This window comes from Nostoc sp. (genome assembly GCF_036917815.1).
In the GTDB taxonomy this organism is placed as follows: Bacteria; Cyanobacteriota; Cyanobacteriia; order Cyanobacteriales; family Nostocaceae; genus Nostoc.
In genome coordinates this window covers 47,019-72,211 of sequence record NZ_JBALEK010000022.1, presented here as the reverse complement: position 1 = coordinate 72,211, position 25,193 = coordinate 47,019, and the positions used below count along the sequence as shown (strand labels likewise).

The following is a 25,193-nucleotide window of genomic DNA, read 5'->3' as shown; positions in this document are numbered from 1 at the left end:
ATTATCATTATTGTATTATTAGCTGGAGCAGATATACTACAGAATTGTTCAAGGTCGCGGATGCTTTGAGGCTGACAAGATAATATTTTTAATCTCTAATTCCATTTGATTTGCCTTCTCTCATATCGCTTTTAGTCTAAACTCCAGGTGAGCCTGTAGTTGGAGAATATAATGGAGGGACTTCAATCATCCAAATTAAGGTTAAGTGCCCCAACTAAGAGCAAGCTGCTATTGGACTGAGTACGGAAGAAGTGCTTTCTACAACAGTGATTCCTTCTGCTTGGACATAAGTAGTTTTCAAAAAACCAAATAATCTTTAATTTGGTCTTGCTCACATCCTAATATCCCCAATTGGGGTCAAACTTCTCCACAGGATGAAAGCAAACCTATTGCTCCCTCTTCAATCAGATCCAGAAATTCCAGGTTACTCCAGCGACATTTTTTAGCTACCGCTACCACTAATCGAAGGTTGGCGGTAATCATTTTTTGTTTAGCCATGCGGTAGAAGCAATATTTAATGCAATCATGCTCAAACCAAAATTTGTACTTGATGCCGATATTGCCAAATGTTTCGACCGTCTTCTCTATTTTCTTGTAAGTTAATTTCTACTGCGTTGATAGAAAAGATTTTACAAATTGCTGGTGGGGGCTATATGGGGGCTATATATACCCCAAAGATAGATTAGAACTTCTATGAAAATTTGACACCTATATAGGTGCTATATGGGTGCTATATGGGGTATAAAGTGTCATCCAACCAAATGTACCCCACTTAGCCCCCAAGGGGTTATGATAAGCTCTTGAGGTTAGAGAAGGAAGGGGCAGAGTTATGGGGAAAGACTCATAGCAAGTTATTCTTCTCTCCCCTGCTTTCCTGCTCCCCTAGATAATCTGAACAGATAACTTTCACAAATCAAAACGTATTGACTTGATCCCTATGTCAAACATTCACACGTTACAAAAAATTTTTCCTGCTGGCACGGTTATGGAAGCCTAAAACTTTTAGTCGATGGCTTTGAAGTAGTTCGTGTCCCCAGCTATATAACCAATGCCGAGATGGAAGATGTACCCGGACGAGTACTTTTTAACGGTACTGCTTACACAGTCGGAGAATCAGCTTTCCGCACAGGTTATCATTTTGACCGCAACACGGATAACAATGAAAACAAAGTCAATAATGCGTTGTTGACATTATTCGGTGCGTTGGCACATCTGCCACACCGTAAGGCTTGGCACTTAAAATTAGTTGTCAGCTTACATGATGTTGGACTGGCTGATGAATTGCAAAAAGTACTAAATGGAGAATATCAGCCGATACTTTCTGGCAAACAATCAGAGGTGAAAGTAGAAGTGCTGAAAGTATTACTAGAAGGGATGGGTGCATTGTTTGGGCATCAACTACCCAAAAAATTAACCATTTTAGACTTTGGCAATGGTACGACTTTGTATTCTCGTTACAACCAGGGGAAACGAGAAGTTCATACCGCCTACCCCATTGGTGTAGAAGTTCTCATCGATGATATTTCTCAAAAAATGAAACATTTAAATGGAGGAAAAATCGGGGATGCTTCCAAGATCCGGTTTTGTCTGGAAATGGGACATACCAAGTACAGCCGTGACATCGATATCAAAGATATATACAGTGCTTGTTTGAAAGATTGGTATGAAAAATACTTGAAGAAAGTGGTGAATCTGACGCTTGATGCCAAGCACCAAGGGGATGAAATCTGGGCGATTGGTGGAGGCTGCCTGTTACCAGGATTTAAGAAGCTATTAGAGAAGAACGGTTTCAAAATTCTGGATAATCCGGTGGAAGCTAATGTCTTTGGGCTTCTAGAAATGGCAAAAACCATTATGAGCAAGAATTCACCAAACACATCTGGGAAGTGAAGTTATAACAATGGCAGACAAACAAGACTTAGCTCCGGTAAAAATTCGGCTCAAAGATAACTACCGAGAACGCATATTTGCAGAGTCGCAACAACTAGGTAAAAGTTACCTGGAGACGCTTTACTTTATCATTGATTGCTATTTTGTTTTCATAAAGGGTGGATTACCCGCACAACAAGTAGTTTTTACACCGATTAATACTGAGTCAAACAAACAAGACCAGCCGAATCCCCAGCCATCTCCAGACCCAAAACCAGAAGATCCTGATGGCGAAACATTCAGTCTTGATTTTGATTTGTAACCGTCAGATGAAGTTGGCAACGGTAATTCCCAATCTGTGGGGGTAATTATGTCAAAAAAGTTTGAAATCTAGCTCTTGTGTAAGTATTCTAGTATTTGTGTACTATATAAGATGAGTTAATGTCAGCGATTTTACCAAACAGTGGATTTTTATTCCGGATTTCTGTAAAAAATAATGCCAGTACCAACAAGTAAGTCTGTATGTACTAGCATTATTCAGTTAACTGGATCTAGAACGGAGGTTCTTGGTCTAAATCTTCATCTGTCGAAGTAACGTTATCTTCGAGTAGTTCTTTGGCAAAATCGGGAGTTTCTGGCGAGTCAGGGGTTTTACTAACCTGGGTGAGTTCGTTGATGGGTTGTGCTGACATAAAGTTTCTGATTACGAATGTGGCAATCTTTTCTTTGTAATCACCCCTGTTATCAACTAGCAAATCGAGATATCCTTCTGCTGTGCCGTGTACGCCTTCCCCTTGTTCGTTAATAACGACGGCGGGTGCGCCCTTGGAACGGAATGGCATTTCGTCAGCAACTAGGCAGGACTGTGCCAAAACGGGAAAATTGTACGCTAAGGAATTAATGCAAACGCTATAAACATTGTGAGGCTTAGGTTTCAGCCATTGCTGAAAATCATTTTTTGTTTTATCCCTCAGTTAACAGTTCAAGAGAAATACTAATACTCTTGATGAACATTATTAGCAGTGCTAATTTTTGTCATCTTAACGATACTATATTAATTTATCTAACAGCTATTTACTCATCGTAATTGAGAATTTTAGGAAACACTTTTGTACAACTTTTTCTGCACGTAATGAAGCTACTTTTGAGTAGCGCAAAATCATTTTAATTGTAGAGTTACCTATAGCAATCCTAAATGAGTTGTGAAAATTTGCGTTGTCCAGATCCCCGACTTCTTTGAGAAGTCGGGGATCTAATTTTTCACGAATGATTTAGGACAGACTTGGCAACAATTACACTCTGATTTACGCCAACATCAACTTACTCGCATTGAACAGCTTCGATTCCGTCGCAATCCTCAAGCTTACTTGACAACTCTTGAGAAACTACTTGTCTAGCAAACTTTGCGGTTATAGGTTTTTTTCAGATTTTGTGAGAAATCCGCGATAATATCTCTGCAATTTCTGCTGCAAGTTTTCTGACATGAGGTTCTTTCAAAACTGTTTGATGTTCACCAGCTACAAAACAAACGCGCACTCGATCTTTGGTTAATTGCCCCCAAGCCACAGTAGGGTCATCTGGAAACTGTTCTGCTAACGATGCAGTTTTGAACAGTGAGATAGCAGCTTTAATGGGTTGTGGCTGATAACGCAGACTTGCATGCAAATTAGCTTTGTAAACGTTGAGTAAGCCGAAAATTATATTGCGTCCCGAATCAGCAGGAATTAGTTCGTGGTGTTGCAAAATTTGCAATACATAATTAAATTGAGCCGCTTTATCTAAAGACGAAAATTCCTCATAATTAACACTTATATTTTTATAAAAATGCAGTCCGATTTGCTCAACAATAAAGCAAAGAATAGCAGCATCATCTTCAAGGGAGGCCTCAATTTTTGGAGTAGGTAATGGTGGATGGGTATCGATAATTAACAGATGCTCAACCTGTTCTCCCCTAGCTTCCAATTGGGAAGCCATGTCGAAAGCAATAAGTCCTCCCAAAGAGTGACCACCTAGCAAATAGGGGCCAAAAGGCAGGATTTCTCGAATTGCCTTTAGGTAACTAGCAGCCATTGCTTCGATAGTATCTAAAGGCAGTTGTTTCCCATTTAAACCTTTTGCCTGAAGTGCATAAACTGGACGTTCTTGACCCAAAGCTTGAGCAAGTACGGAGTAGGAAAGGGCATAACCACCTGCTTGATGTACGAGAAATAAGGGGGGTAAATAGCCCTTAGTTTGTAAAGGAACTATAATATCTAAATCACTACTTGAACGCTCTTGCTCCAGTAAAGCTGCCATCTTCTCTATTGTACCTTTCCGGAATAAAGTAATAACAGATAGATTACATCCTAATCGCTGTTCAATTGTTGCTATTAACCGAATAGCTAAGAGCGAATGTCCACCTAAGTCAAAGAAGTTTTCAGTAACGCCAATAGGGTTAACTTGTAGTATTTCTTCCCAGATTTGAACTAATTTATGCTCTAAGGCTGTCCGAGGGAGAATTTGTTGGCTGGAGTCGATATTTCTTTCAAAGTTAAGTGCAGATAGTACTTTTCTATCAACTTTGCCATTAGATGTTAAAGGTAGAGACTCTAAGATAACAAAGTGTGCAGGCACCATGTAATCAGGTAGTTTTTCTTTCAGTAAGGTACGTAGCTGATTTACAGAAGTAAGTTGCTCGTTTGAGGGGACAATGTATGCAACTAGACATTGACTTCCTACTGAATCTGCACAAGTAATCACCACTGCATTAAGGACATCTGGATGTTGATTTAATACCCCTTCAATTTCTCCTAATTCGATGCGTAAACCCCGAATTTTTACTTGGTTATCAATACGCCCCAAAAATTCAATATTGCCGTCAGGGAGATAACGGGCTAAATCACCTGTTTTATAGAGACGTTCTGATTTTGGATTATTAAAAGGATTGGGAATAAATTTTTCGGCGGTTAACTCTGAACGGTTTAAATAACCCCGCGCTAGTCCAGCGCCACCAATGTGCAGTTCACCAGGAACACCAATAGGAACGGGTTGCAAATTTTGATCGAGAATATAAATATGGTTGTTAGAAATTGGGCGACCAATTGGAACAATTTTTTGTTTAATTCCAGGCTGACAAGTTGAGAAGGTTGTATTGATACAAACTTCAGTTGGGCCATAGAGATTGTGAAAGTTGACCTTTAGTTTACTAAACAAACCTTCTTGCAGAGAAACTGGCAAAGTTTCGCCCCCACAGAAAACGTGTTTTAGAGAATTACAAGTTTCAATTCCTCCTTGTTCTAAAATCATTTGTAGTAAGGATGGAACAAATTGAACAAAAGTAATTTTCTGTTCGTTAATAAGTTTAATTAGATAAGCACTATCCTGATGACCTCCTGGACGAGCTATAACCAACTGTGCGCCTACTAACAATGGTGCGTATAATTCCCAGACAGAAGGATCGAAACTGAGGGGAGTTTTCTGGAGCAGTTTGTCTGCTTCCGTCATGGGAAATGTTGCTTGTATCCAGAACATATGATTGCAAATAGCGCGGTGAGAGATCATTACTCCCTTGGGCTTACCTGTGGAACCAGATGTGTAAATGGTATAGGCTAAGTTTTCTGCTACTATTTCATTAACTGGGTTTTCTGCACTTTGTTGGGTAATTATTTCCCAGCCAGTATCTAAACAAATAATCTGTATATTGTCTTGAACACCAACTTTTTTCAGTAGTTTTTGTTGAGTTAATAATATCGGTGTTTGAGCATCTTCTAGTATGAAATTTATCCGCTCTTGGGGATAAGCTGAATCGATGGGGACATAAGCACCACCAGCTTTAAGAATACCCAACAACGCAATTACCATTTCTAGCGATCGCTCAACACAAATACCAACCAGTACGTCTGATTTTACCCCTACTGAATGCAGATAATGCGCCAATTTATTCGCCCGTCTATTCAACTCCTCATAAGTCATATTTTCGTTTTCAAACACCACAGCTATTGCATCTGGTGTCTTCTCTACCTGCAATTCAAATAATTGGTGAAGGCACTTATCTTGGGGATACTCAACTTGAGTCTGATTCCAATTTACTAATAATTGATTTTGCTCAGTTGCTGTTAGTAGAGGTAACTCTGTAATTCGCTGTTTGGGATTAACAACAATACTTTCTAGCAATGTTTTAAAATGACCCGCCATCCGGTTAATTGTTGTTACATTAAATAAATCAGTTCTATATTCCCATGTTCCCTGAATTCCTGCTTCTGTATCTATCATTAATAGAGTTAAATCAAACTTAGCGGTCACCTGTTCCAATTCCAAGGGAATAAGGCTCAAATTAGGTAATTCCAAGTTGCCCATCGGGGCATTTTGTAAAACAAACATCACCTGGAATAAGGGATGATGGCTGAGATTTCTTTCTGGATGTAGTTCTTCAACAATTTTTTCTAAGGGTAGATCCTGATGGGCATAAGCTTGCAGCGTTTCTTCTTTGATTCGCAACAGTAATGTATTAAAATCAGGATTGCCAGTTAAATCAGTTCTGATGACTAAAGTATTGACAAAAAAGCCAATTAGTTCTTCAATTTGTTTATGATTCCGGTTAGCAATGGGCGTACCAATTAATAAATCCTGCTGTCCCGAATAACGCATTAACAGGGTGCTAAATACCCCTAACAATCCCATAAATAGGGTAGCACCTTGAGATTCGCATAACTTCTGCAAGCGATCGCTCACTTCTCTGTTAATCGTAAAAGATACAGTAGCGCCTTGATAACCTGCGATCGCAGGACGAGGAAAATCAGTCGGTAGCTCTAAAGTTTCGATTTTTCCACCAAGTTTTGCTTTCCAATAAGCCAGTTGTGCAGGTAGTTTGGTTTGCTCAAAAGTTGTTCGTTGCCAATGGGCAAATTCTCCATATTGTAGAGATAAAGCTGATAAAGGCGATGCATCACCCTGGCAAAATGCTGCATAACATAAGGATAATTCCTTAATCATTAAACCCAATGACCAACCATCAGAAATAATATGGTGTATTACTAAGACAAAAACATGAACGTCCTCATTTAACTGATAGAGATGGACGCGCAGTAAAGGCAGTGTGCGAAGATTGAAGGGAGAAATAATTGCTTCTCTAATTAATTTTTTAACTGCTTCTTCCTGCTTTTCCGGTTCTAAATGGCTCAGATTTATCGGTGTCAACGGCACTTCATCGGATTCATGAATAACTTGTACAGCAACTCCGTCCTTAGTCTCAAAGGTTGTGCGTAATACTTCATGACGTTGAATTATTTCTTGTAAACTGCGGTGTAATGCCTTTTGATTCAAATCTCCATGCAAACGAAATGCGATCGCAATATTGTAAGCAGGATTATTCGGTTCCAACCAATCTAAAAACCAGAGTCGTGCTTGAGAAAAAGAAAGCGGTAAGTTTTCTCGGTGGGCAATTTGTGGAATAATATCTTGAAGCGTACTTGTAGAATCGCTCACCACAGCCAAGCGCTCAATTTCCGCAGCTAAACCTGCGATCGTTGAATGTTCAAAAACTTTTCTTAACGGTAAGGCTAAATTAAATTCTTGACGAATTCGAGAAACTAATTTAGTTGCTAAAAGAGAATGTCCTCCTAAATGGAAGAAATCGTCTGTTACGCCGATGGTATCAATGTCTAGCACATCAAGCCAGAGGGTGCATAGTCTTGCTTGGGTGGGAGTTGTGGCTTGAACAAAGGCTTGCTTACTAAGCGCTATATCTCGCTCTGGTGCAGGTAAAGCACGCCAATCCAGTTTACCGCTGGGAGTCATCGGGAAGCTTTCTAGAAGAACAAAGGAAGACGGACGCATATATTCTGGTAATTCTTCCCGTACCTGTTCTTTTAACTGGGAAATTAGCATTTTTGCAAAACGTCCTTTGAGCGGATCAATCCAGTAAGAATTAGTAGCTTGAGTAGGGACTATACTAGTAATTGGCATTACTGGAGAGCGGCGCTTTCCGTCAGTTGTTGGATAGAAGCAAACGTCAAAATAACTCGGACTCAAATCTGGAGAGTAGCTAATACTTAACTGACAACCTATCTCTTTAGCTAGAGCAGATAAATCTGCTGGATCGATTGCTTGATTTAAGTTAATTTTATCGATGGATTCGCGTAAATTTCCAATTGTATTTTTTCTATCATTTCCCTCCATCCACTGTAAAACTGCTTCATCTTTAATTAAACGTGCATTGGGAATTCCACACCAACCAATTGCACCTAATTTAATAATTTCCTGACGTAAATTGTCTAATTGCAAAACTGCTTCCCAATTTTTCCAAACAGGTTCTATAACATCATTGGGTGACACACCTAACTTGTGTAAGACGACATCATAACGATATTTAGTCAGTTCGTTGTGGCTATTTTCCTCTTTTAAGTGAACTTCTACCGCTTCTAAATTGGGGAAAAATTTGGTCAGATTGACGAAGAAAGTTGGATCGACTACTAATTCATTTTCTGTTTCTACTAGGCGTCGAACTTGGGTTTTAAAACTTTCCCTATTTGTCTTGTCATCAGCTTGATAAAAAGCAACGCTGGTATGAAAATAATTTAAAAGTGAGAAATTACGATTATCGCCAATAAACAGACTCCCTCCCGGTGCTAATATTTCCAAAGCGCCTGCAATTACCTGCTGTAAATACTCAATAGATGGAAAATATTGAGCTACAGAATTAATAATAATAGTATCGAATTCAAAATCAGTAATTTGGGAAAAATCACTGGCTTCTCGCGTCAATAAATTTACATGATTCCACGAGCGATTTTGAATAATATTTGTCAATCGGCTAATTGCTTCCTGGGAAAAATCAGTTCCCCAATACGATTTTACCTGAGTAGCAATATTCAATAAAATCATCCCCGTACCGCAGCCAATTTCTAGAACCCGTTGGGGTTTGAGTGCTTGGATTCGCGCCAGGCTATTATTTAGCCATTGACGCATATCAGCGGCGGGAATGGGTTGATTATCGTAACTACTATTCCAACCAGTGATGTTAAAGGCTTCGTTGGCTTCAGTTTCATTATGACGATAGGTTTCGTTAAAGGTATATTGCCATTCTTGGGTTTGTTCCTGCTTCAAAGTTTCATAGTCTAAAATTTGATCTTTGGGAACGATATAAGCGGCTATTCTCACATCTTCTTTGCTTTCTTCCCGGACAATTACTAAAGCATCGCGCACCCCTGGATGACGTTTGATAACTCCTTCAATTTCCCCCAATTCGATGCGAAAGCCACGAATTTTAACTTGATGATCGTTGCGTCCTATATATTCAATTTCGCCGTTATCAAGGAAGCGAGCTAAATCACAAGTTTTGTAGAGACGTTCTGGTTTTGAATTGTTAAATGGATTGGGTATCATCCGTTCTGCGGTTAATTGTGGACGGTTAAAATAACCGCGAGTCACACCCGCACCACCAATATATATTTCACCAACTACCCCAATGGGAACGGGTTGGCATTGACGATCTAAAATATATAAATAAAGATCGGGTATTGGTTTGCCAATTAAACTACCAAGACGTTGTTTTACATCCCTTAAGCGAATCGGACGGTAGGTAACGTGAACGGTGGTTTCCGTAATTCCGTACATATTTACTAGTAACGGAAGCCGATCGTCATGGCGTTCAAACCAAGGTTCTAGACTTGGTAAATCAAGCGCTTCTCCACCAAAAATTACATAGCGTAATTCTAACTCTCCTTCCCGACAAAGTATTTCTTCCGCTTGCATTAATTGTCTAAATGCTGAAGGGGTTTGGTTTAAAACTGTGACTTTAGCATCGCACAGCAAGTTATAAAATTCTTCGGGAGAACGACTTACTAAATAAGGTACAATTACTAAACGACCACCAAAGAAAAGAGCGCCCCAAATTTCCCAAACGGAGAAATCAAAGGCGCAGGAATGAAAGAGTGTCCACACATCTTTGGCGTTAAAGTTGAACCATTTTTCAGTAGCCAACATTAAACGCACAACATGACAATGGGCGACAACGACTCCTTTGGGTTTTCCTGTGGAACCGGAGGTGTAAATAATATAAGCTGCGTTATCTGGCTGAACTAAAACTTTTGGTTCTGTTGTTTGTAATTTTGCTAGTTCAGCTTTGCAATTATCAATAAATATAACAGTAGCTTCGTGAGTTGGAATTTGCTCTTTAAATTGGGTGTGGGTAAGCAAAACTGCAACTTGACTATCTTCAATCATATAAGCGATGCGATCGCTCGGATAATCGGGATCGAAGGGAACATAAACCCCACCGACTTTCAGAATCGCCAAAATAGAAGCGACCAAATCCAAGGAACGAGATAGCCACAGTCCCACTCGTGATTCTGGTTTGACACCAACATTAATTAAATGATGTGCTAATTGGTTAGCGCGATGATTTAATTGTGCATAAGTAAGAGTTTCATTTTCAAATATTAACGCTGTTTGTTGGGGACGCAACTTTGCTTGTTGACTAAATATTTCATGCAAACAAGATTGCACGGGAAAAGTTTGGCGAGGTGTAGCTGGAATTAATTGAGATAATTCTTCAGTCAGCAGAAAAGGTAAGCGGCTTACGGGTGTATCCGGTTGCGCTATGAAATTTTCTAGTACTTGACAAAAGTGACGCGCAAATCTTTCTACAGTTTCTCTTTTAAATAAATCTACGTTGTAGGATAAAACACCATTTAGCTGTTCTTCGTTTTCGGTAATGAACAACTCTAAATCAAAACGAGCCGCTTCTTGAGTTGCTAATATGCAAACTTCTAAATCACCTGTGTTAAATTCCGGCTTGGGTGCATTTAATAAAGTAAAGGCAATTTGAAATAAAGGATTGCGGCTGGTATCCCGTTCAAGATGCAAGCGGTCTACTAAGGTTTCAAATGGTACTTCTGTATGTTCAAAAGCCTCTAGTACAGTTTCTCTGACTCTATTTAGCAGCTTGCGAAAACTAGGTTCGTCTGATAAATCGGTGCGAATTACCAACATATTGACGAAAAAACCAATGAGTTTTTCAGCATCGATTCCCGGACGATTGGCGATGGAAGTACCGACTGGTATATCCTCTTGTCCGGTGTAACGCGCTAAAAGAGCCTGGAAAGCACCCATCAGGGTCATAAATAAAGTGGTACCTTCTTTTTGGCTGAAGGTAAGAATAGCATTGGTGAGGGAAATTGGTAGAGAAAATTTCACCAAATCTCCCCGAAATGATTGGAGGCGGGGTCTAGTAAAATCAATGGGAAATTGCAAAACTGGTAATTCTGCTAGTTGTTTCTCCCAATAAGCAAGACTATCTTGCAAAGCTAAATTGTTAAATTTTTCTTGTTGCCATAAGGCATAATCGGCGTATTGAATTTTTAAATCTGGAATTGCTGTTTCATCTTTTTGAATAGCCAATTGGTAAAGAGCAGCAATTTCTTGTAAAAAAACGCCAATTGACCAAGCATCAGCAATGGTATGATGAAGAGTGAGGGTGAGTATGTATTGTTTTGATGCTAGGTGAAAAAGGCGCGATCGCACCAATGGCCCTGTTTCTAAATCAAAGGCATATTCAGCTTCAGAACGTCCTATTTGCAATACTTGTTTTTCAGTTTCTGTGGTGTTTTCACTCCAGTCTTCTAATACAATTTCAGCTAAATAATCTGGGTGAATCTGTTGCCAAGGTTCCCCATCAATTACTATAAATGTGGTTCGCAAGCTTTCATGTCGCTGCTGCAATTGTTTAAAAGCTTCCTGCAAAGCCTCTACCTGTAAATCCCCATATAGACTGAATACAGAACAAATATTATAAGCAGAAGATGTAGGTTCTAATTCATAAAGAAACCACAAGCGCCTTTGTTGAAAAGAAGCGGGTGCTTGGGTAAGACTGCGACGGACAATCAAAAACTGGTCTTTTTCTAGTTCGATTCCTTCCTCTTCTAAAAGGAATTTTAAAAGTTCAATATCATTGATTTCTGAATTCATCATAATATATAGGACTCATATTTGATTTTTGAACAAAACTCAGTACACCTTTATTCCTTCTTCCCAGTCGCCATTACCCCTTATCCCCAGAGGGGGCCCCACCTTCCCCAATCCCCAGTCCCTTATCTCTACGAGTGATTCAGAAATCAAAGACGCTCGATGACTCGCTACCGCTTCGCTATCGGATTGCTATATATAAATAAAATAAGTCTATTTTAAAGTGATACCGGAAAAAATGACATAAAATACTTTTTTCCAGCTTCCAGATATAACCTTAACGCTGTACCAACTTGTCCACGTCGCATCAAGTCTGTTCCAGATTGCATCTCGAATAAAGCCATTAATCTTTTTTCATAAAACCACAGGACTTGAGCTACTTTGACTTTTTGCTCTTGAGTCAACCATTTTTCTTCTTTCCACTTAGCAATGAGCTTTCGAGCTTGAGCTCGATCGTCTACTAATCGATGGGATTGAGCCGGATATTGACGATATTTATACAGGTTTTTCGGTACAAAATGGATCTCGCTAAACAGCGCAAATTGAAGAAATAGATCGATTCCTTCTCCACCCTGTCCCAACGACTCATCCCATCCCGATGTTTTTTCATAAATACATCGCCGCAGCACAGAACCGCTTTCCATGACAATTGCCGCTCCTGAACCAACAGCTACCAAAGGTGTCTCAGGTGTTTCATAAGGCAGCTCTTTTATTCCAAAACCAGAAGGAATATACCGAGGATAAGGATTTCTGGGCAAAATCCGATCGTCTTCGTCAATATGCCAGTAATCGCTGTAGGCAACACCAACATGAGGCTGTTGGTCAAGGTATTTAACTATTACCTCCAGCATCTGCGGTTCTAGGTAGTCATCGGCATCAAAAAATAGTAAGTATTGCGTCTGAGGAAAACACTCTTTAAAGCCATTGTTACGGGCATTACAAACACCACCATTGGGCTGTCTGATTAACCGCAGGCGTGGCTCTATTTTGGTATAGGATGCAATGACTTGGGCAGAATTATCAGTGCTGCCATCATCTATTACAATATGCTCCCAGTTGTTGAAGGTTTGGGCACGCACACTTTCTATTGCCTTTCCAACGTATTTTTCTGCGTTGTAACAAGGAGTAATAATACTCACTTTAGTCATACGGTATTAGCTCCAGTAGTAAATAGCATCATGCTCCTTAGAAAAGGTGAGAAATCCACCAATGGTTATCCTGGCGCGATCGCCAACTGTCGGAGCGATACAGTGGTAAAATCGACCACCATCGAATAGCATCATATCTCCAAGACCGGGTGCAAAGGTCATGCTTCCATACTGCTCAACAAATGGCTGATGTGATTGTTGATATGTCCAAGAACTATACCCGCTTTCTGAGCTTGCGTCTTGAAAGGGTAAGGGTTCGCCGTCCCATTCCAGTCCGTAGACGATCAGATCGCCGCCACCTTCGGCGAGAGCAAGGGGGATGTAGAAGCTCAACTGGTCAGTGATATCGACCAGGGTTCTTAAATGGTCACTTTGAGGCTTGTTCAAGAAATCGTTGCCAACGTGGATCGTAAACTCGTGTCCCTTGGGCAACTTCCTGATAGTAGCTGGAATGTAAGTCTGCCCTTCAGGTCCAGTGGGAACTTGCACTTTCTTGACGCTGGAAAGAAATTTAAACACTGACTCCACTCGGTTTTCAAAGTCAACCGTCCCTTGGAATAATATGCGACACTTCTGCCGGAAGATTGCTGCATAATCAAAGTACTGCTGCAAGTTAGGATCGCAAAAGATAATGTTTTCACCGAAACTATAAGGCCCTTTAGCCATATCGGCAAACTTAGAGTCTAGGATCGAACTCATGTTGTTTTTATTGTTCTCTAGGCGATTGACGACCTGCTCGACGACATTTTGAGGCAACACCTCGCGGATAATCATACCCTCGAAACTGCGGTTGTACAACATATCTTGGATAGCGCTGGGATGTTTCTCTATTTCCGATACATGAATGTCAAGAAAGTTAAACAGGGGTTCTTTAGAAATGACTCTTTTAGGCATAGTCTTTACTTAAAATTTCTGGGTTAAAAATCTTGAAACCGATTTACTCGTTGCGCTCAAAGCAGATATACATCCAGTGTTTATAGTCTGTATTACTAGAAGTTCCAGCCCTTTGCACTTGTAGACTCACAATATTTTTGGAAAAATTTTACCTCTCAAGACTTGGGCGTCAGCATAAAACAGCCTGCCTCAATTGCAGAGCAAGATAAATTTTTTACATCATCGTGTTGACATCATCATATATTTCATATAATTATCTTCTTGTCAACCACACTTTGACTAATAATAAGTTGTAGTTATAGCTTTTGTGATAAAATTATCAAAATGAAAACATTCTAACTAAAATGAGCTAATCCATATTTATGAATGACGGGGCTTACATAGTTAATTTTGATACTTTACTGTTTTGTGTCAAATTGAGGGTAAGCGTTAAATAATTAACTCAGTTGTATATATTCTGTAGAAACAGTAGATTTTTCACTCCGTGTGTGCTTAGTAAATATTAACTTGGGCTAAAAGCCAATTATCCCAAAGCTTTACTCCCTAAGAAAGGTTAATTTGTTTAAGGAATTATGACAGACACTGCGAATAAAATATTACCATTATCAATCAATCAAAGAGAAATTTATATTGACCAAATGATGTGGTCGGAAGGCTCCCATCTGAATATCGGTGCAGTTGTCACGGTTCAGGGTACTTTTGATATTGAAGTTTTCAATTATGCTATTAACAAAGTAATTCGCTGTCATCCAGGTTTACGAACGCGAATTTATGAATCTGAAGGTAAGCCTTTGCAGACAATTGCACCGCATCAAGATGTAAAAGTGACTTTGGTTGATTTTTCAAGTCATGAAAATAGTGAACGAGATGCCGAAGAGTATATAAACAGGCAATTTTCCATGCCTTTTAGCTTTGGGAAAAATTCCCCACTTGTGGCTTTTCAACTAATTCGTACTAACAGCCAAAAACATATTATTTTTGCTAAATATCATCATGCCATCACCGATGGTTGGGGAACCTCTATTTTCTTCAGGGAAGTCATCAAGACTTATAATCAACTTATCACCAAAGGTGCGGATAATCAAACAGAAATAAATTGGTCTTTAATTGAATATCTTCAGGAAGAATCAGAGTATTTAGAATCCAAGAATTTTCAGCGCGATCGCGAATATTGGCAGCAACGCCTCAAACAGGTTTCATCTAAGATTTTTCCTCAAATTAAGCCCCAACAATTGATGGGAAACCGTCAATCTATTTATATTTCTCGCGAGCAATATAACCGGGTTAATACTCTTTGCCAAAATATTCAATCGAATGTCTTTCATCTAATTTTAGGTTTAGTTACAATTTATTTAACTAAACGCTATAATAAAAGTAATTTAGTTGTTGGTTTGTCTCTTTTAAATCGCAACAAAAAAAGCTTCAAGGATGCCATTGGTTTATTTGTCAGCACTATTCCGTTCTGGGTGGAGATCGATGGCAATAAAACAGTCCATGAACTTCTAGATAAAATCCGCTCTTTATTGCGGCAAGACTATCGCCATCAACGCTTTCCCTTAGGAGAAATAAAGCGAATCTCTGGCTTACAACCAAGCAGCAAAGACCATTTATTTGAAGTTTATCTTTCCTACGAAAGGCACGATTACAACGAATGTTTTGCTGATACTAAAACAAGCTGTGTTCCTCTCTACAGTCATCAACAAAAAGTTCCACTGATTATCTATGTGCGAGAATATGAGGAACATAGTGACATCAAAATTGATTTTGACTACAACCTTTCTTATCTAGATTCTGAGAGAGTAGAACAGATAGTTACCAACTTCCAAAACCTGTTTAATAAAGCTGGAGAAAATTTAGAACAAACCATTTCTAGCCTTTCTATTGTATTACCGGAAGTAAGGATTTCACGGGATTTGGAAAACCTCTCCCCTTTTAGCGGAGAGGCTTTGAATCTTCCCCCTTTCCTACAAGGTAAGGAAATTAGGGGGTTAGGTTTCGCGTCAACCATAGAAACACTCATTTGCGCTTTTGATAGCACGGCCAACAAATATCCTGAAAATCCAGCAGTTCAATTTAACAAAATCACGCTCACCTACGCCGAACTCAATGCAAAGGCGAATCGCCTAGCTCATTATTTACAAAGCCAAGGAGTGCAGCCAGGAACACGAGTAGGATTATGTTTAGAACGTTCTGAAAACGCAATTATTGCCATACTAGGAATCCTGAAAGCTGGTGCAGCCTATGTTCCTCTAGATCCTAATTCTCCCTCTGCACGTCTGCAACTAATTCTGCAAGATAGCGGGATTTTCGCATTCATTTCTGAAGACTCAATTTTATCAGAATTGACTCACAAAAAAGTAGTAGCATTTACCTTTAAATCTATAGAAAAGGAACTTAGCAATCAACCAGATACATCGCCAGCAATCTACTTAAAACCAGAATTTCCAGCTTATATAATTTACACGAGTGGTTCCACTGGTACGCCCAAAGGTTGTGTTGTAACCCATGCTAACGCCATCCGGTTAATGCGTTCCACAGAAGCTTGGTTTGGCTTTAACGAACAAGATATTTGGACGCTGTTTCACTCCTTCGCCTTTGATTTTTCCGTTTGGGAATTGTGGGGAGCTTTACTTTACGGGGGAAAAGTGATTATTATTCCGTTCTGGTTGAGTAGATCGCCAGAATCATTCCGCGAATTTCTCACCACAGAAAAAGTAACTGTCCTGAATCAAACTCCTTCCGCCTTCAACCAACTGATTCGCGCCGACGAAGCCAGTGTGGGAAAACTGGCGTTGCGCTATGTTATCTTTGGCGGTGAAGCTTTGGATTTGCCAAGTCTGCGTCCCTGGCTGGAAAGGTACGGGGATAAAACCCCGCGTTTAATTAATATGTACGGGATTACAGAAACCACCGTTCACGTCACCTATCGCCCCATTTCCCAGTCCGACCTTAGCAAAAATCGTGCTAGTGTAATCGGTACAGAGATTCCCGACTTGCAAATATACCTGCTTGATGAAAAACTAGAACCCGTTGCTGATGGATTACCAGGAGAAATTTATGTAGCCGGTGGAGGGGTGACTGGCGGTTACTTAAATCGTCCCGCACTCACAGCAGAACGATTTTTACCGAATCCTTTTGCAGAAGGACGACTTTACCGCAGTGGCGATTTAGCGCGGAGATTGCCTAACGGAGATTTAGAATATTTAGGAAGAATAGATAGACAAGTCAAAATTCGCGGTTTTCGGATTGAGTTGGGAGAAATCCAAACAGCGCTAACGTCCCATTTTCAAGTTCGTGAAGCTTTGATTTTGACTGATGAATGGGAAGAAGAAAATAGGCTGATTGCTTATTATGTTCCAGGGGAATCCCATCCTAATACCAATGAACTGCGTCAGTACCTCAAAACCAAGCTGCCTGATTATATGGTACCAGCAGCTTACGTAAGTTTAGAAGCCTTTCCTTTGACTGTTAATGGTAAAATTGATACACAAGCATTACCTGCGACCGATTGGAACCTTTTAAGGGTAGAAGAAGACTATGTAGCTCCCCGCAATGCTGATGAAGAAAGCTTCTGTGCAATTGTAGCCGCAGTCCTTGGTGTGGAAAAAGTCGGGATTGACGATAATTTCTTTGAAATTGGCGGTGATTCGATTTTGGCTTTGCAAGTTATTGCCAAAGCTAAAAAAGCAGGTTTTGCAATTTCCGCCAGAGACCTCTATGAATTTGCAACTGTGCGCCAGTTGCCTGTTAAAAAAGCAGTATTAACTACAACTGCATTGAGTGAAACTACCGCTATTTACCTTATATCAGAAAGCGATCGCCAGCGCTTACCAAAAGATGCAGAAGATGCTTATCCCCTCTCTAGTTTACAGGGGGGAATGCTCTATCACAGTGAGATGCATCCTGACTCGGCAATTTTCCACCAAATTTTCACCTTTGATTTACGCCTTACTTATTCAGAAGCGGCTTGGAAAAATGCGATCGCTGATATTTGTCGCGCACATCCAGTATTGCGGACTTCTTTCCACTGGACAGGATACAGCACGCCGATTCAAATTGTTCGCGCTCAAGTTGAATTACCTTTAACGGTTGTCGATTTGCGTAATTTGGGAGCGAATGCACCTCATCAAGTCGCCAAATGGATTGAGTCTGAAAAAACCCGCTCCTTTAATATTGCGAAACCTCCCTTATTCCGCTTCCAGATTCACCGACTCTCAGATGACCAACTCAGCTTCAGCTTCAGTTTTCACCACGTCATTCTGGATGGTTGGAGTGTCGCAACATTACTCACGCAATTATTACAACGTTATGTTCAGTATTTAGAAACTGGAAATGTTCCAGCATTGACAGTTCCAGAGATTGCTTACAGAGATTTTATCGCTCAAGAACAACAAGCGATCGCTGACAAACAACTGCAAGAATTTTGGCAAAAACATCTCAGCAATTTGGAAGTTAGCACCCTCCCGCGTCTGAATGTAGAGCATTCAATGTCTTTACAACGCCATCTGCAACGCTTATCAATCACCATTGACGAGCAGTTAGCTAATAGCCTCCGCAAACTTGCTAAAAATGCCGGAGTTCCTCTGAAAACAGCGCTTTTAGCTGTGCATCTACGCGTTCTCTCCTTTTTAACTGGACAAAATCAAGTCGTGACTGGTAACGTCATCAATGGACGACCCGAAACCCTTGACAGTCAAAATCTGTTAGGTTTGTTCGTCAATACGGTACCGTTGAGGATGGAATTGACATCCGGTAGTTGGTTAGAGTTAATCCAAAGCGTTTTCCATGCTGAACGGGACATTCTTCCTTATCGGAATTTCCCTTTAGCTGAGATGCAACGCCTAATCGATCGGCGTCCTTTATTTGAAGTGGGATTCAACTACGTCCATTTTCACGTATATGAAGGACTGCTAAATCTACCCCAAGTTGAAGTTAAAAACGTTGATATTTTTGAAGAGACAGACTTTCCCTTCTTGGTAGAGTTTTGTTTGGTTCCTGGAAGTGCAGCCCTACAATTGAATTTAATCTATGACGTGCAGCAGTTTTTGGATACACAAGTTGAGCAATATAGCAAGTATTATCAAACTGCCCTGACTGAACTCGCCACTCAACCACAAACACCATACCACAAGCGATCGCTCCTCTCTTCTCAAGAACGTCAAAGCCTACTGCAAGCTTCCAATCTCGACTCAGCCAGTTATCTATCTAACAAAACCCTGGTTTTTGCCTTTGCTCAAGCGGTGTCCCAATATGCAGACAAAACCGCCCTCTGTTTCCAAGAAACTACTCTCAGTTTTGCAGAATTAGATACTTGTTCCAATCGCCTTGCACATTACCTAAAAAGTAAAGGCGTTAAGCCAGAAACCCTTGTAGGGCTTTGTTTGGAACGTTCCGAACATTTAGTAATAGCCATCCTGTCAATCCTCAAAGCTGGTGGTGCTTATGTTCCTGTTGATACTAGTCATCCAAGCGATCGCATAGAATTTCTATTACAAGATAGTGGCGTTTCTCTACTCATCACCCAGCGTTCAGTCGTTCCCCAAATTCTCGCAGGTGATACCGAAATTATCATTCTAGAAGATATAGCCACCCAACTAGAAAATCAAAGCCATAAGTCCTTGGCAGTCGAGATATTTCCAGAGCACCCAGCCTATATAATTTATACTAGTGGTTCCACAGGCAAACCTAAAGGTTGTGTTGTTACCCATGCCAACGTTATCCGCCTGCTCAAAGCCACTCAATCCTGGTTTGAATTTAACAGCGCAGATGTTTGGACGTTGTTTCACTCCTACGCCTTCGACTTCTCTGTTTGGGAACTGTGGGGAGCTTTACTGCATGGCGGTCAATTAGTCGTAGTCCCCTATTGGACAAGTCGCTCACCAAAAGACTTTTTCCAACTGCTCCAAAACCACAAAGTTACGGTATTAAATCAAACTCCCTCAGCCTTCAAGCAATTAATCCAAGTAGCCACATTAGAGACACAAAAGCTACCTTTACGTTACGTTATTTTCGGGGGAGAAGCCTTAGAACTACCAAGCCTACAACCGTGGTTTGAGTTCTATGGCGACGAAAAACCGAGATTAATTAATATGTACGGTATTACCGAAACCACCGTTCATGTCACCTATAGACCGATTACCCAAGCAGATATAAACGCCAATCGAGGTAGCGTTATTGGTCAACCGATTCCCGATTTAAATCTCTATATCTTAGATGAGAACCTGGAACCAATGCCGATAGGGGTTCCTGGGGAAATCTATATTGGCGGTGCGGGAGTGACGCGGGGTTATCTGCATCAGCCTCGTTTAAGTGCAGAGAGATTTATTCCCGACCCCTACGCCAAAACTCTTGGTAGTCGTCTATATCGCAGTGGAGATTTAGCGCGTCGTCTACCGAATGGCGAACTAGAATATCTCGGACGCGCCGACCAGCAGGTTAAAATACGCGGTTTTCGTATTGAACTAGGTGAAATTGCCACTGTTATCAGCACTCACTCCCAAGTAAAAGAAGCCTTAGTCACTGTAAGGAAAGCTGCAAATGGAGATAATCGGCTAATTGCCTATTTTATCTCTAATACCGATTCCGACTTGAAAACCGTCTTACCAGAGTTTTTAAAGAGCAAATTACCAGACTATATGATTCCAGTGGTCTATGTGCCACTAGAAGCAATTCCCTTAACAGTTAACGGCAAAGTAGACTACAAAGCCTTACCCGCACCCGATTGGAGTGGGACAAATAAACCTTACATTGCACCCAGAAATGACCAAGAAGCAACTATCTGTTCCCTGATGGCTAGTTTATTACAAATAGAACGGGTAGGAATTACCGATGATTTCTTTGAAATTGGCGGAGATTCCCTGCTAGTTACCCAATTAGCCATCCGTTTGCGCCAAAGCTATCAAACCGAGTTTCCCCTACCTCAATTATTCACCCATCGCACCCCAGAAGCGATCGCTCTTTTACTAGCAGCTTCTCCATCTATGCAAACAACCGCCGATATTCCCAAATCATCGCGTCAACGCCGTTCTGTAAACTTAAGCGATCATGGCATATTAATTAAAGGTAATGGGTAATAGACCAATCACCAAAATAAAGGAGCCTAAAAAACCATGAGTAACAACGAACACAACGACGAAATTATTTATCTTGTAGTAGTCAATCATGAAGAACAATATTCAATTTGGCCGAAATGGAAACAGGAACTGCCATTAGGATGGAAATCAATAGGCAAAGAAGGCCCTAAAGCTGAATGTTTAGCCTATATCGAAGAAGTATGGACAGATATGCGTCCTTTAAGTTTACGTCAGGCGATGCGGGAATAAGAGAGCAGGGGGAGCAAGGGAGTTAGAAGAGGCAGGGGGAGAGAAAAGAAGCATGTAAAGGAAAATTGAAGGTAATTATTGGATAAATAGGATAATTTTGGTCATTCGCTGGAATTTATTCTATTTATTCAATAAAACGCTCTAATTCTTCTCTATTTCCCCAGCCCATTCCTCAACATACTCCATGACTAAAATTCCCAAAATAATCCATCAGATTTTTTTTCTGGGAGAAGCAGCCATACCAGAAAAATATCGTCGTTATCATCAAACAGTTTTGCATCATCACCCTGATTGGCAACACCAATTTTGGGATGAAGCCAGAGCAAGGAAATTTATGGCAGATAATTATTCCTGGTTTCTGCCAATATTTGATGCTTATCCCCATAAAATTCAACGTTTTGATGCCATACGCTATTTCATCCTTCACCATTATGGAGGCTTCTATATTGATATGGATATTGAATGCCTCAAACCACTTGATGATTTATTAGCAGATTTTGAGCTTGTGCTTTCAAAATTAGTTTGCTTTAGTAATGCCATTATGGGAAGTGTTCCAGGGCATCCCCTCTGGTTAAAAGTCTTCGATGAATTACAAAAACGCAAAGATAATTCAGCCCAAAATACCATGCCTTATTATGTGGGCTACAGCACCGGGCCTATCATGTTAAATGATTCCGTAGTAGCAAGTAAATTCCATGAAAGTCCCACAGTTCGTATATGCCCAGGATATATTTTTGAACCAGGTGCTCCAATGGAACTAAACGGCAAAATCTTCAAGAGTCAGCCTAGCTCAGAGACTTATACCATACACCACATGACTACTTCTTGGTTGCCTGCAAAACACCAGATAACTAGAGTTTTATTCGGTATGCTTTTAGAACCATACTGGTTCTTTCGCTCTTTTCTCAAAGGTACTATGTGATTCTTTCGCGTGAGCTTGTTTATAAAAGAAGCTCACTTCAAAAAAATTATGTAATACCAATTTTCTGTGAATTTAAGTGCATCTTCATGGAGAATTGGTATAACTTATTTACAAATTTTTTCTAACTTCTCTAGCAGCAATTAAGATATATATTGTAATGGCTGTGAAGATTTCTGTTCATAAACATATCGCAGAATTTCATCTCCCGCTCGCTTTACTCCGCCAGCCGCACGACAAGCATCACCCAAACGACCACTATTTACTCGGAAAGAGTTATTATCAAAAATTCGTTGTGCCGTCTGCTGCAAGCATTCTGAAGTTATATCTTCTAACATCATCATAATTCCTGCACCCTGCTCCTGAATGCGGCGGGAAATGATTTCTTGCTCATAAGTTTGTGGTACTGCAATCATTGGTACCGAATACCAGACAGCTTCCCGTGTTCCACCGCCTGCTCCGTGCATAATGAATAGACTGGCACGTTCTAATATTTGTAATTGGGGAACAGTACCCATAGGTCGAATGATAAAGTTTTCTGGGATATCTCCTAGAAGTGTGATATCTAAAGCTGGACTCAACACCATTACTACCTGAGCATCGGTGTTAGCAAAAGCCTCAATGCATTTCTGGTAAAATCCCAAACCTGGGTCGTGAATATTCCCAAATGAAATCAGGATGAGCTTAGATGAATGCAATTTCTCCATTGGGAAATCATATTCTACTGCCCGCACTGGATTACAAGGGCCAACAAAATGAAAGCGTTCATCAAATTTATCGCTATAAGGTTGGAGTTCTATAGGTAAATAACAAATGTTGAAAGGTTCAATATTAGTAAAAGTGTCAACAAATTTAATTGGAGGTACACCATAAGTTGCTCGTAACTCACGTTGATGTTGACGATAGTGCTTCATCCCGACAGCCGCCTCTTTTAACAATCGTGGTAGTTTCTTCCTCAGCCAAGGACATTCATAGAAACTTTCTGGAGTAAAAGCAGCTGTAGCAATGGAATTAACAGCGGGAATATTGAGCAACTGCGCCACTAGTCTTCCCCAGAGACAGAGAGAGTCGTGAATAATATAATCTGGCTTTTCTGCACGCACTGATTCTAAGAGTGCTGGTAGCATTTCACGAGTACACCAAGTTAAAGAGGGCACTAGAGACATTTCATTTTCAGATGGTGGTGCTGTCTCAGGATTAAGTTGAGGATAGCAACGAAAAGCAGCTCCAAAAGACTCGATTTCTTGTTGAAAATGGGGAACCTCGTAGTAAATTACCTCTTCACCTCTTTTCATCAACTCCGTTACTAATCCAAAGGTGGGAATTACGTGTCCGGCAGCTGAAACGTTCATAAATATTACACGATTCATAGAGAATGCCCTGTTAGTTTGACAAATTTAAAGATTAACAATGACCTGATGATATTTCTTGAGACTAGGGCGATGACCAACACTAATAAAGGTTATCCCTGTTTCTACTAAAAGACTATAAAGATGTTGTTCGTTGTTAATATCTAAAGCACTAGTTGCTTCATCTAAAATTGCATATTTTGGTTTCGTAACTAAAAGCCGAGCAAAAGCTAATCTTTGTTGTTCCCCTAAAGAAAGAAGATCGCTCCAATCTTGCTCGACCTCAAAACCACCAAACCGTTCTGCTAAGTCTGATAAATTTACTCTGTGAAGAACTTGATGAAGTTCTTCATGACTCAGATCAACCTTGGCGTTAGGATAGATTAACTGCTCCCGAAGAGTCCCTAAAATCATATAAGGGCGCTGCGGTAAAAATAGTATTTCTTCTAATTCTGGACGAACAATTACACCTGTTCCCGAATTCCATAAACCAGCTAAGGCACGCAACAAAGAACTTTTACCACAACCGCTATCTCCCATAATTAGTAATCCCTGCCCTGTTTGCAATGCTACAGAAAGGTTACTAAATAAAGTTTTTTGATAATTGGGAGTTTGGACAGCCAGGTTTTCCAACGCTAAACGGCTGTCTATGACAATATCAATAGTTTTAGCATTAGCTATTGCTTTGCTTGGCTGTTTGAGATATTCAGAAAATATGTATAGGCGATTAATTGAAGCAGCAAACTTAGTGAATTTTTCAAACTGATACATAATCAGATTCACAGAAAAAGCGACCTGCCCAAAGGCACCACCCGCTTCTGTAACTTTTCCTACCTCTGTTTCACCTGACAGAATTTGGTTTCCTAAAATCAATGCTGGTATGATCCAGGGTAGATAACCAAACTGATATTTAAATATATTTAAATACACCTCTGACCATAATATCAATCGCTTAAAATTCTTAAAAACCTCATTAAATATAAGTTTAATTTTGTTGGCTTCTTGAAGGATACCGTTATAAAAAGCAATAGACTCGGCATTCTCTCTTATACGAACTAAACCAAAGCGAAAATCAGCTTCTTTTTTGAGTTGTTCAAAATTTAGTTGCGTTAATTTTTTGCCATAGAACCCAATTGTTATGGCGTAGGCTAAAATGGAGTAAATTACCAGAACAATAACTAGATTTTTTGAAATAGACCAGAGAATGACACTAAAAGCAATTACTACAAAAACAGATTCCAGACAGTTGACCAAAAATTGAATAGATTGCTGGCAGAAATTGGCAACATCTTCAGAAATACGTTGGTCTGGGTTATCAATCTCTTTGTGGGAGTTACTCAGCTCATAAAAAGCGCGATTTTTGAAATATTGATTAAGTAAATGATGGGTCAACCATCGTCGCCAATAAACGCCGATTGTCTCTCGCAGATAACCATAGGCAGAATTTAGGAAACCAAAGACAATTATTCCCCCGAACGCAACTAGTATACCTTGCCAGAATTTAGTACTATTATGAGCGGAAAGGGCAGAGATTAAATCTCCTTGTTTACTATTTAACAATACCTTGACTTGGGTAGTAGCTAACAATAAAACTCCCAGAAGCACAAGTAAACCTATAGCACCTCGTTTTTCATTACCTAACCAATAGAGTTGAGCGATCGCCCAAAACCGTTTAACCGCTTTCAAGCTGAATCGATTCATTTGTAGACTATATAAATTTTTCTAGTTCTGAGGATTTTCATAACTATGC

General features: G+C 40.1%; 10 protein-coding genes and 2 pseudogenes. 5 read left to right on the top strand and 7 right to left on the bottom strand.

Going from position 1 to position 25,193, the window contains the following annotated elements:
- Positions 1-341: 341 nt before the first annotated feature.
- Positions 342-495 (bottom strand): annotated as a pseudogene (locus V7K97_RS06400) (sigma factor); the annotation flags it as partial.
- 442 nt (positions 496-937) lie between these two features.
- Here V7K97_RS06400 and V7K97_RS06395 point away from each other — a divergent pair.
- Together V7K97_RS06395 and V7K97_RS06390 are read left to right on the top strand one after the other, a co-directional pair.
- Positions 938-1,890 (top strand): annotated as a pseudogene (locus tag V7K97_RS06395) (ParM/StbA family protein).
- Positions 1,891-1,900: 10 nt separating this feature from the next.
- Positions 1,901-2,191 carry a hypothetical protein gene (locus V7K97_RS06390; protein WP_334799935.1) on the top strand — a complete coding sequence of 97 codons (291 nt, stop codon included), beginning with the start codon at positions 1,901-1,903 and terminating at the stop codon, positions 2,189-2,191.
- Positions 2,192-2,420: 229 nt separating this feature from the next.
- On the opposite strand, the gene V7K97_RS06385 is transcribed toward V7K97_RS06390, so the two are convergent.
- The 4 genes from V7K97_RS06385 to V7K97_RS06370 all read right to left on the bottom strand — a co-directional run bounded on the left by V7K97_RS06385 (position 2,421) and on the right by V7K97_RS06370 (position 13,853).
- Positions 2,421-2,711: a hypothetical protein gene (locus V7K97_RS06385; protein ID WP_334799934.1), complete on the bottom strand. Its 291-nt coding sequence runs from the start codon at positions 2,709-2,711 to the stop codon at positions 2,421-2,423.
- Between the two features lie 580 nt (positions 2,712-3,291).
- On the bottom strand, positions 3,292-11,817 hold the full coding sequence (locus V7K97_RS06380) for an amino acid adenylation domain-containing protein (protein ID WP_334799932.1): 8,526 nt from the start codon (positions 11,815-11,817) through the stop codon (positions 3,292-3,294).
- A gap of 212 nt (positions 11,818-12,029) precedes the next feature.
- Positions 12,030-12,959, bottom strand: a complete 930-nt coding sequence (locus V7K97_RS06375) for a glycosyltransferase family 2 protein (protein ID WP_334799931.1) — start codon at positions 12,957-12,959, stop codon at positions 12,030-12,032.
- A gap of 6 nt (positions 12,960-12,965) precedes the next feature.
- Positions 12,966-13,853: a 2OG-Fe(II)-dependent halogenase WelO5 family protein gene (locus V7K97_RS06370; protein ID WP_334799930.1), complete on the bottom strand. Its 888-nt coding sequence runs from the start codon at positions 13,851-13,853 to the stop codon at positions 12,966-12,968.
- A gap of 572 nt (positions 13,854-14,425) precedes the next feature.
- On the opposite strand from V7K97_RS06370, the gene V7K97_RS06365 reads away from it, so the two are divergent.
- The 3 genes from V7K97_RS06365 (at position 14,426) to V7K97_RS06355 (ending at position 22,097) form a co-directional block, all read left to right on the top strand.
- Positions 14,426-20,926: an amino acid adenylation domain-containing protein gene (locus V7K97_RS06365; protein ID WP_334799929.1), complete on the top strand. Its 6,501-nt coding sequence runs from the start codon at positions 14,426-14,428 to the stop codon at positions 20,924-20,926.
- A 36-nt stretch (positions 20,927-20,962) separates the two neighbouring features.
- On the top strand, positions 20,963-21,175 hold the full coding sequence (locus V7K97_RS06360; RefSeq protein WP_334799928.1) for an MbtH family protein: 213 nt from the start codon (positions 20,963-20,965) through the stop codon (positions 21,173-21,175).
- Between the two features lie 184 nt (positions 21,176-21,359).
- Positions 21,360-22,097: a glycosyltransferase family 32 protein gene (locus V7K97_RS06355; RefSeq protein WP_334706509.1), complete on the top strand. Its 738-nt coding sequence runs from the start codon at positions 21,360-21,362 to the stop codon at positions 22,095-22,097.
- Between the two features lie 140 nt (positions 22,098-22,237).
- Here the strand turns inward: V7K97_RS06355 and V7K97_RS06350 are convergent, their stop codons facing one another.
- Together V7K97_RS06350 and V7K97_RS06345 are read right to left on the bottom strand one after the other, a co-directional pair.
- Positions 22,238-23,446 (bottom strand): macrolide family glycosyltransferase, encoded by a 1,209-nt coding sequence (locus V7K97_RS06350; RefSeq protein ID WP_334799927.1) that lies wholly within the window; start codon positions 23,444-23,446, stop codon positions 22,238-22,240.
- A gap of 45 nt (positions 23,447-23,491) precedes the next feature.
- The gene (locus V7K97_RS06345; RefSeq protein WP_334799926.1) at positions 23,492-25,144 is read right to left on the bottom strand and encodes an ABC transporter ATP-binding protein/permease; all 1,653 of its coding nucleotides are present in this window, start codon (positions 25,142-25,144) and stop codon (positions 23,492-23,494) included.
- Between the last annotated feature and the right edge of the window lie 49 nt (positions 25,145-25,193).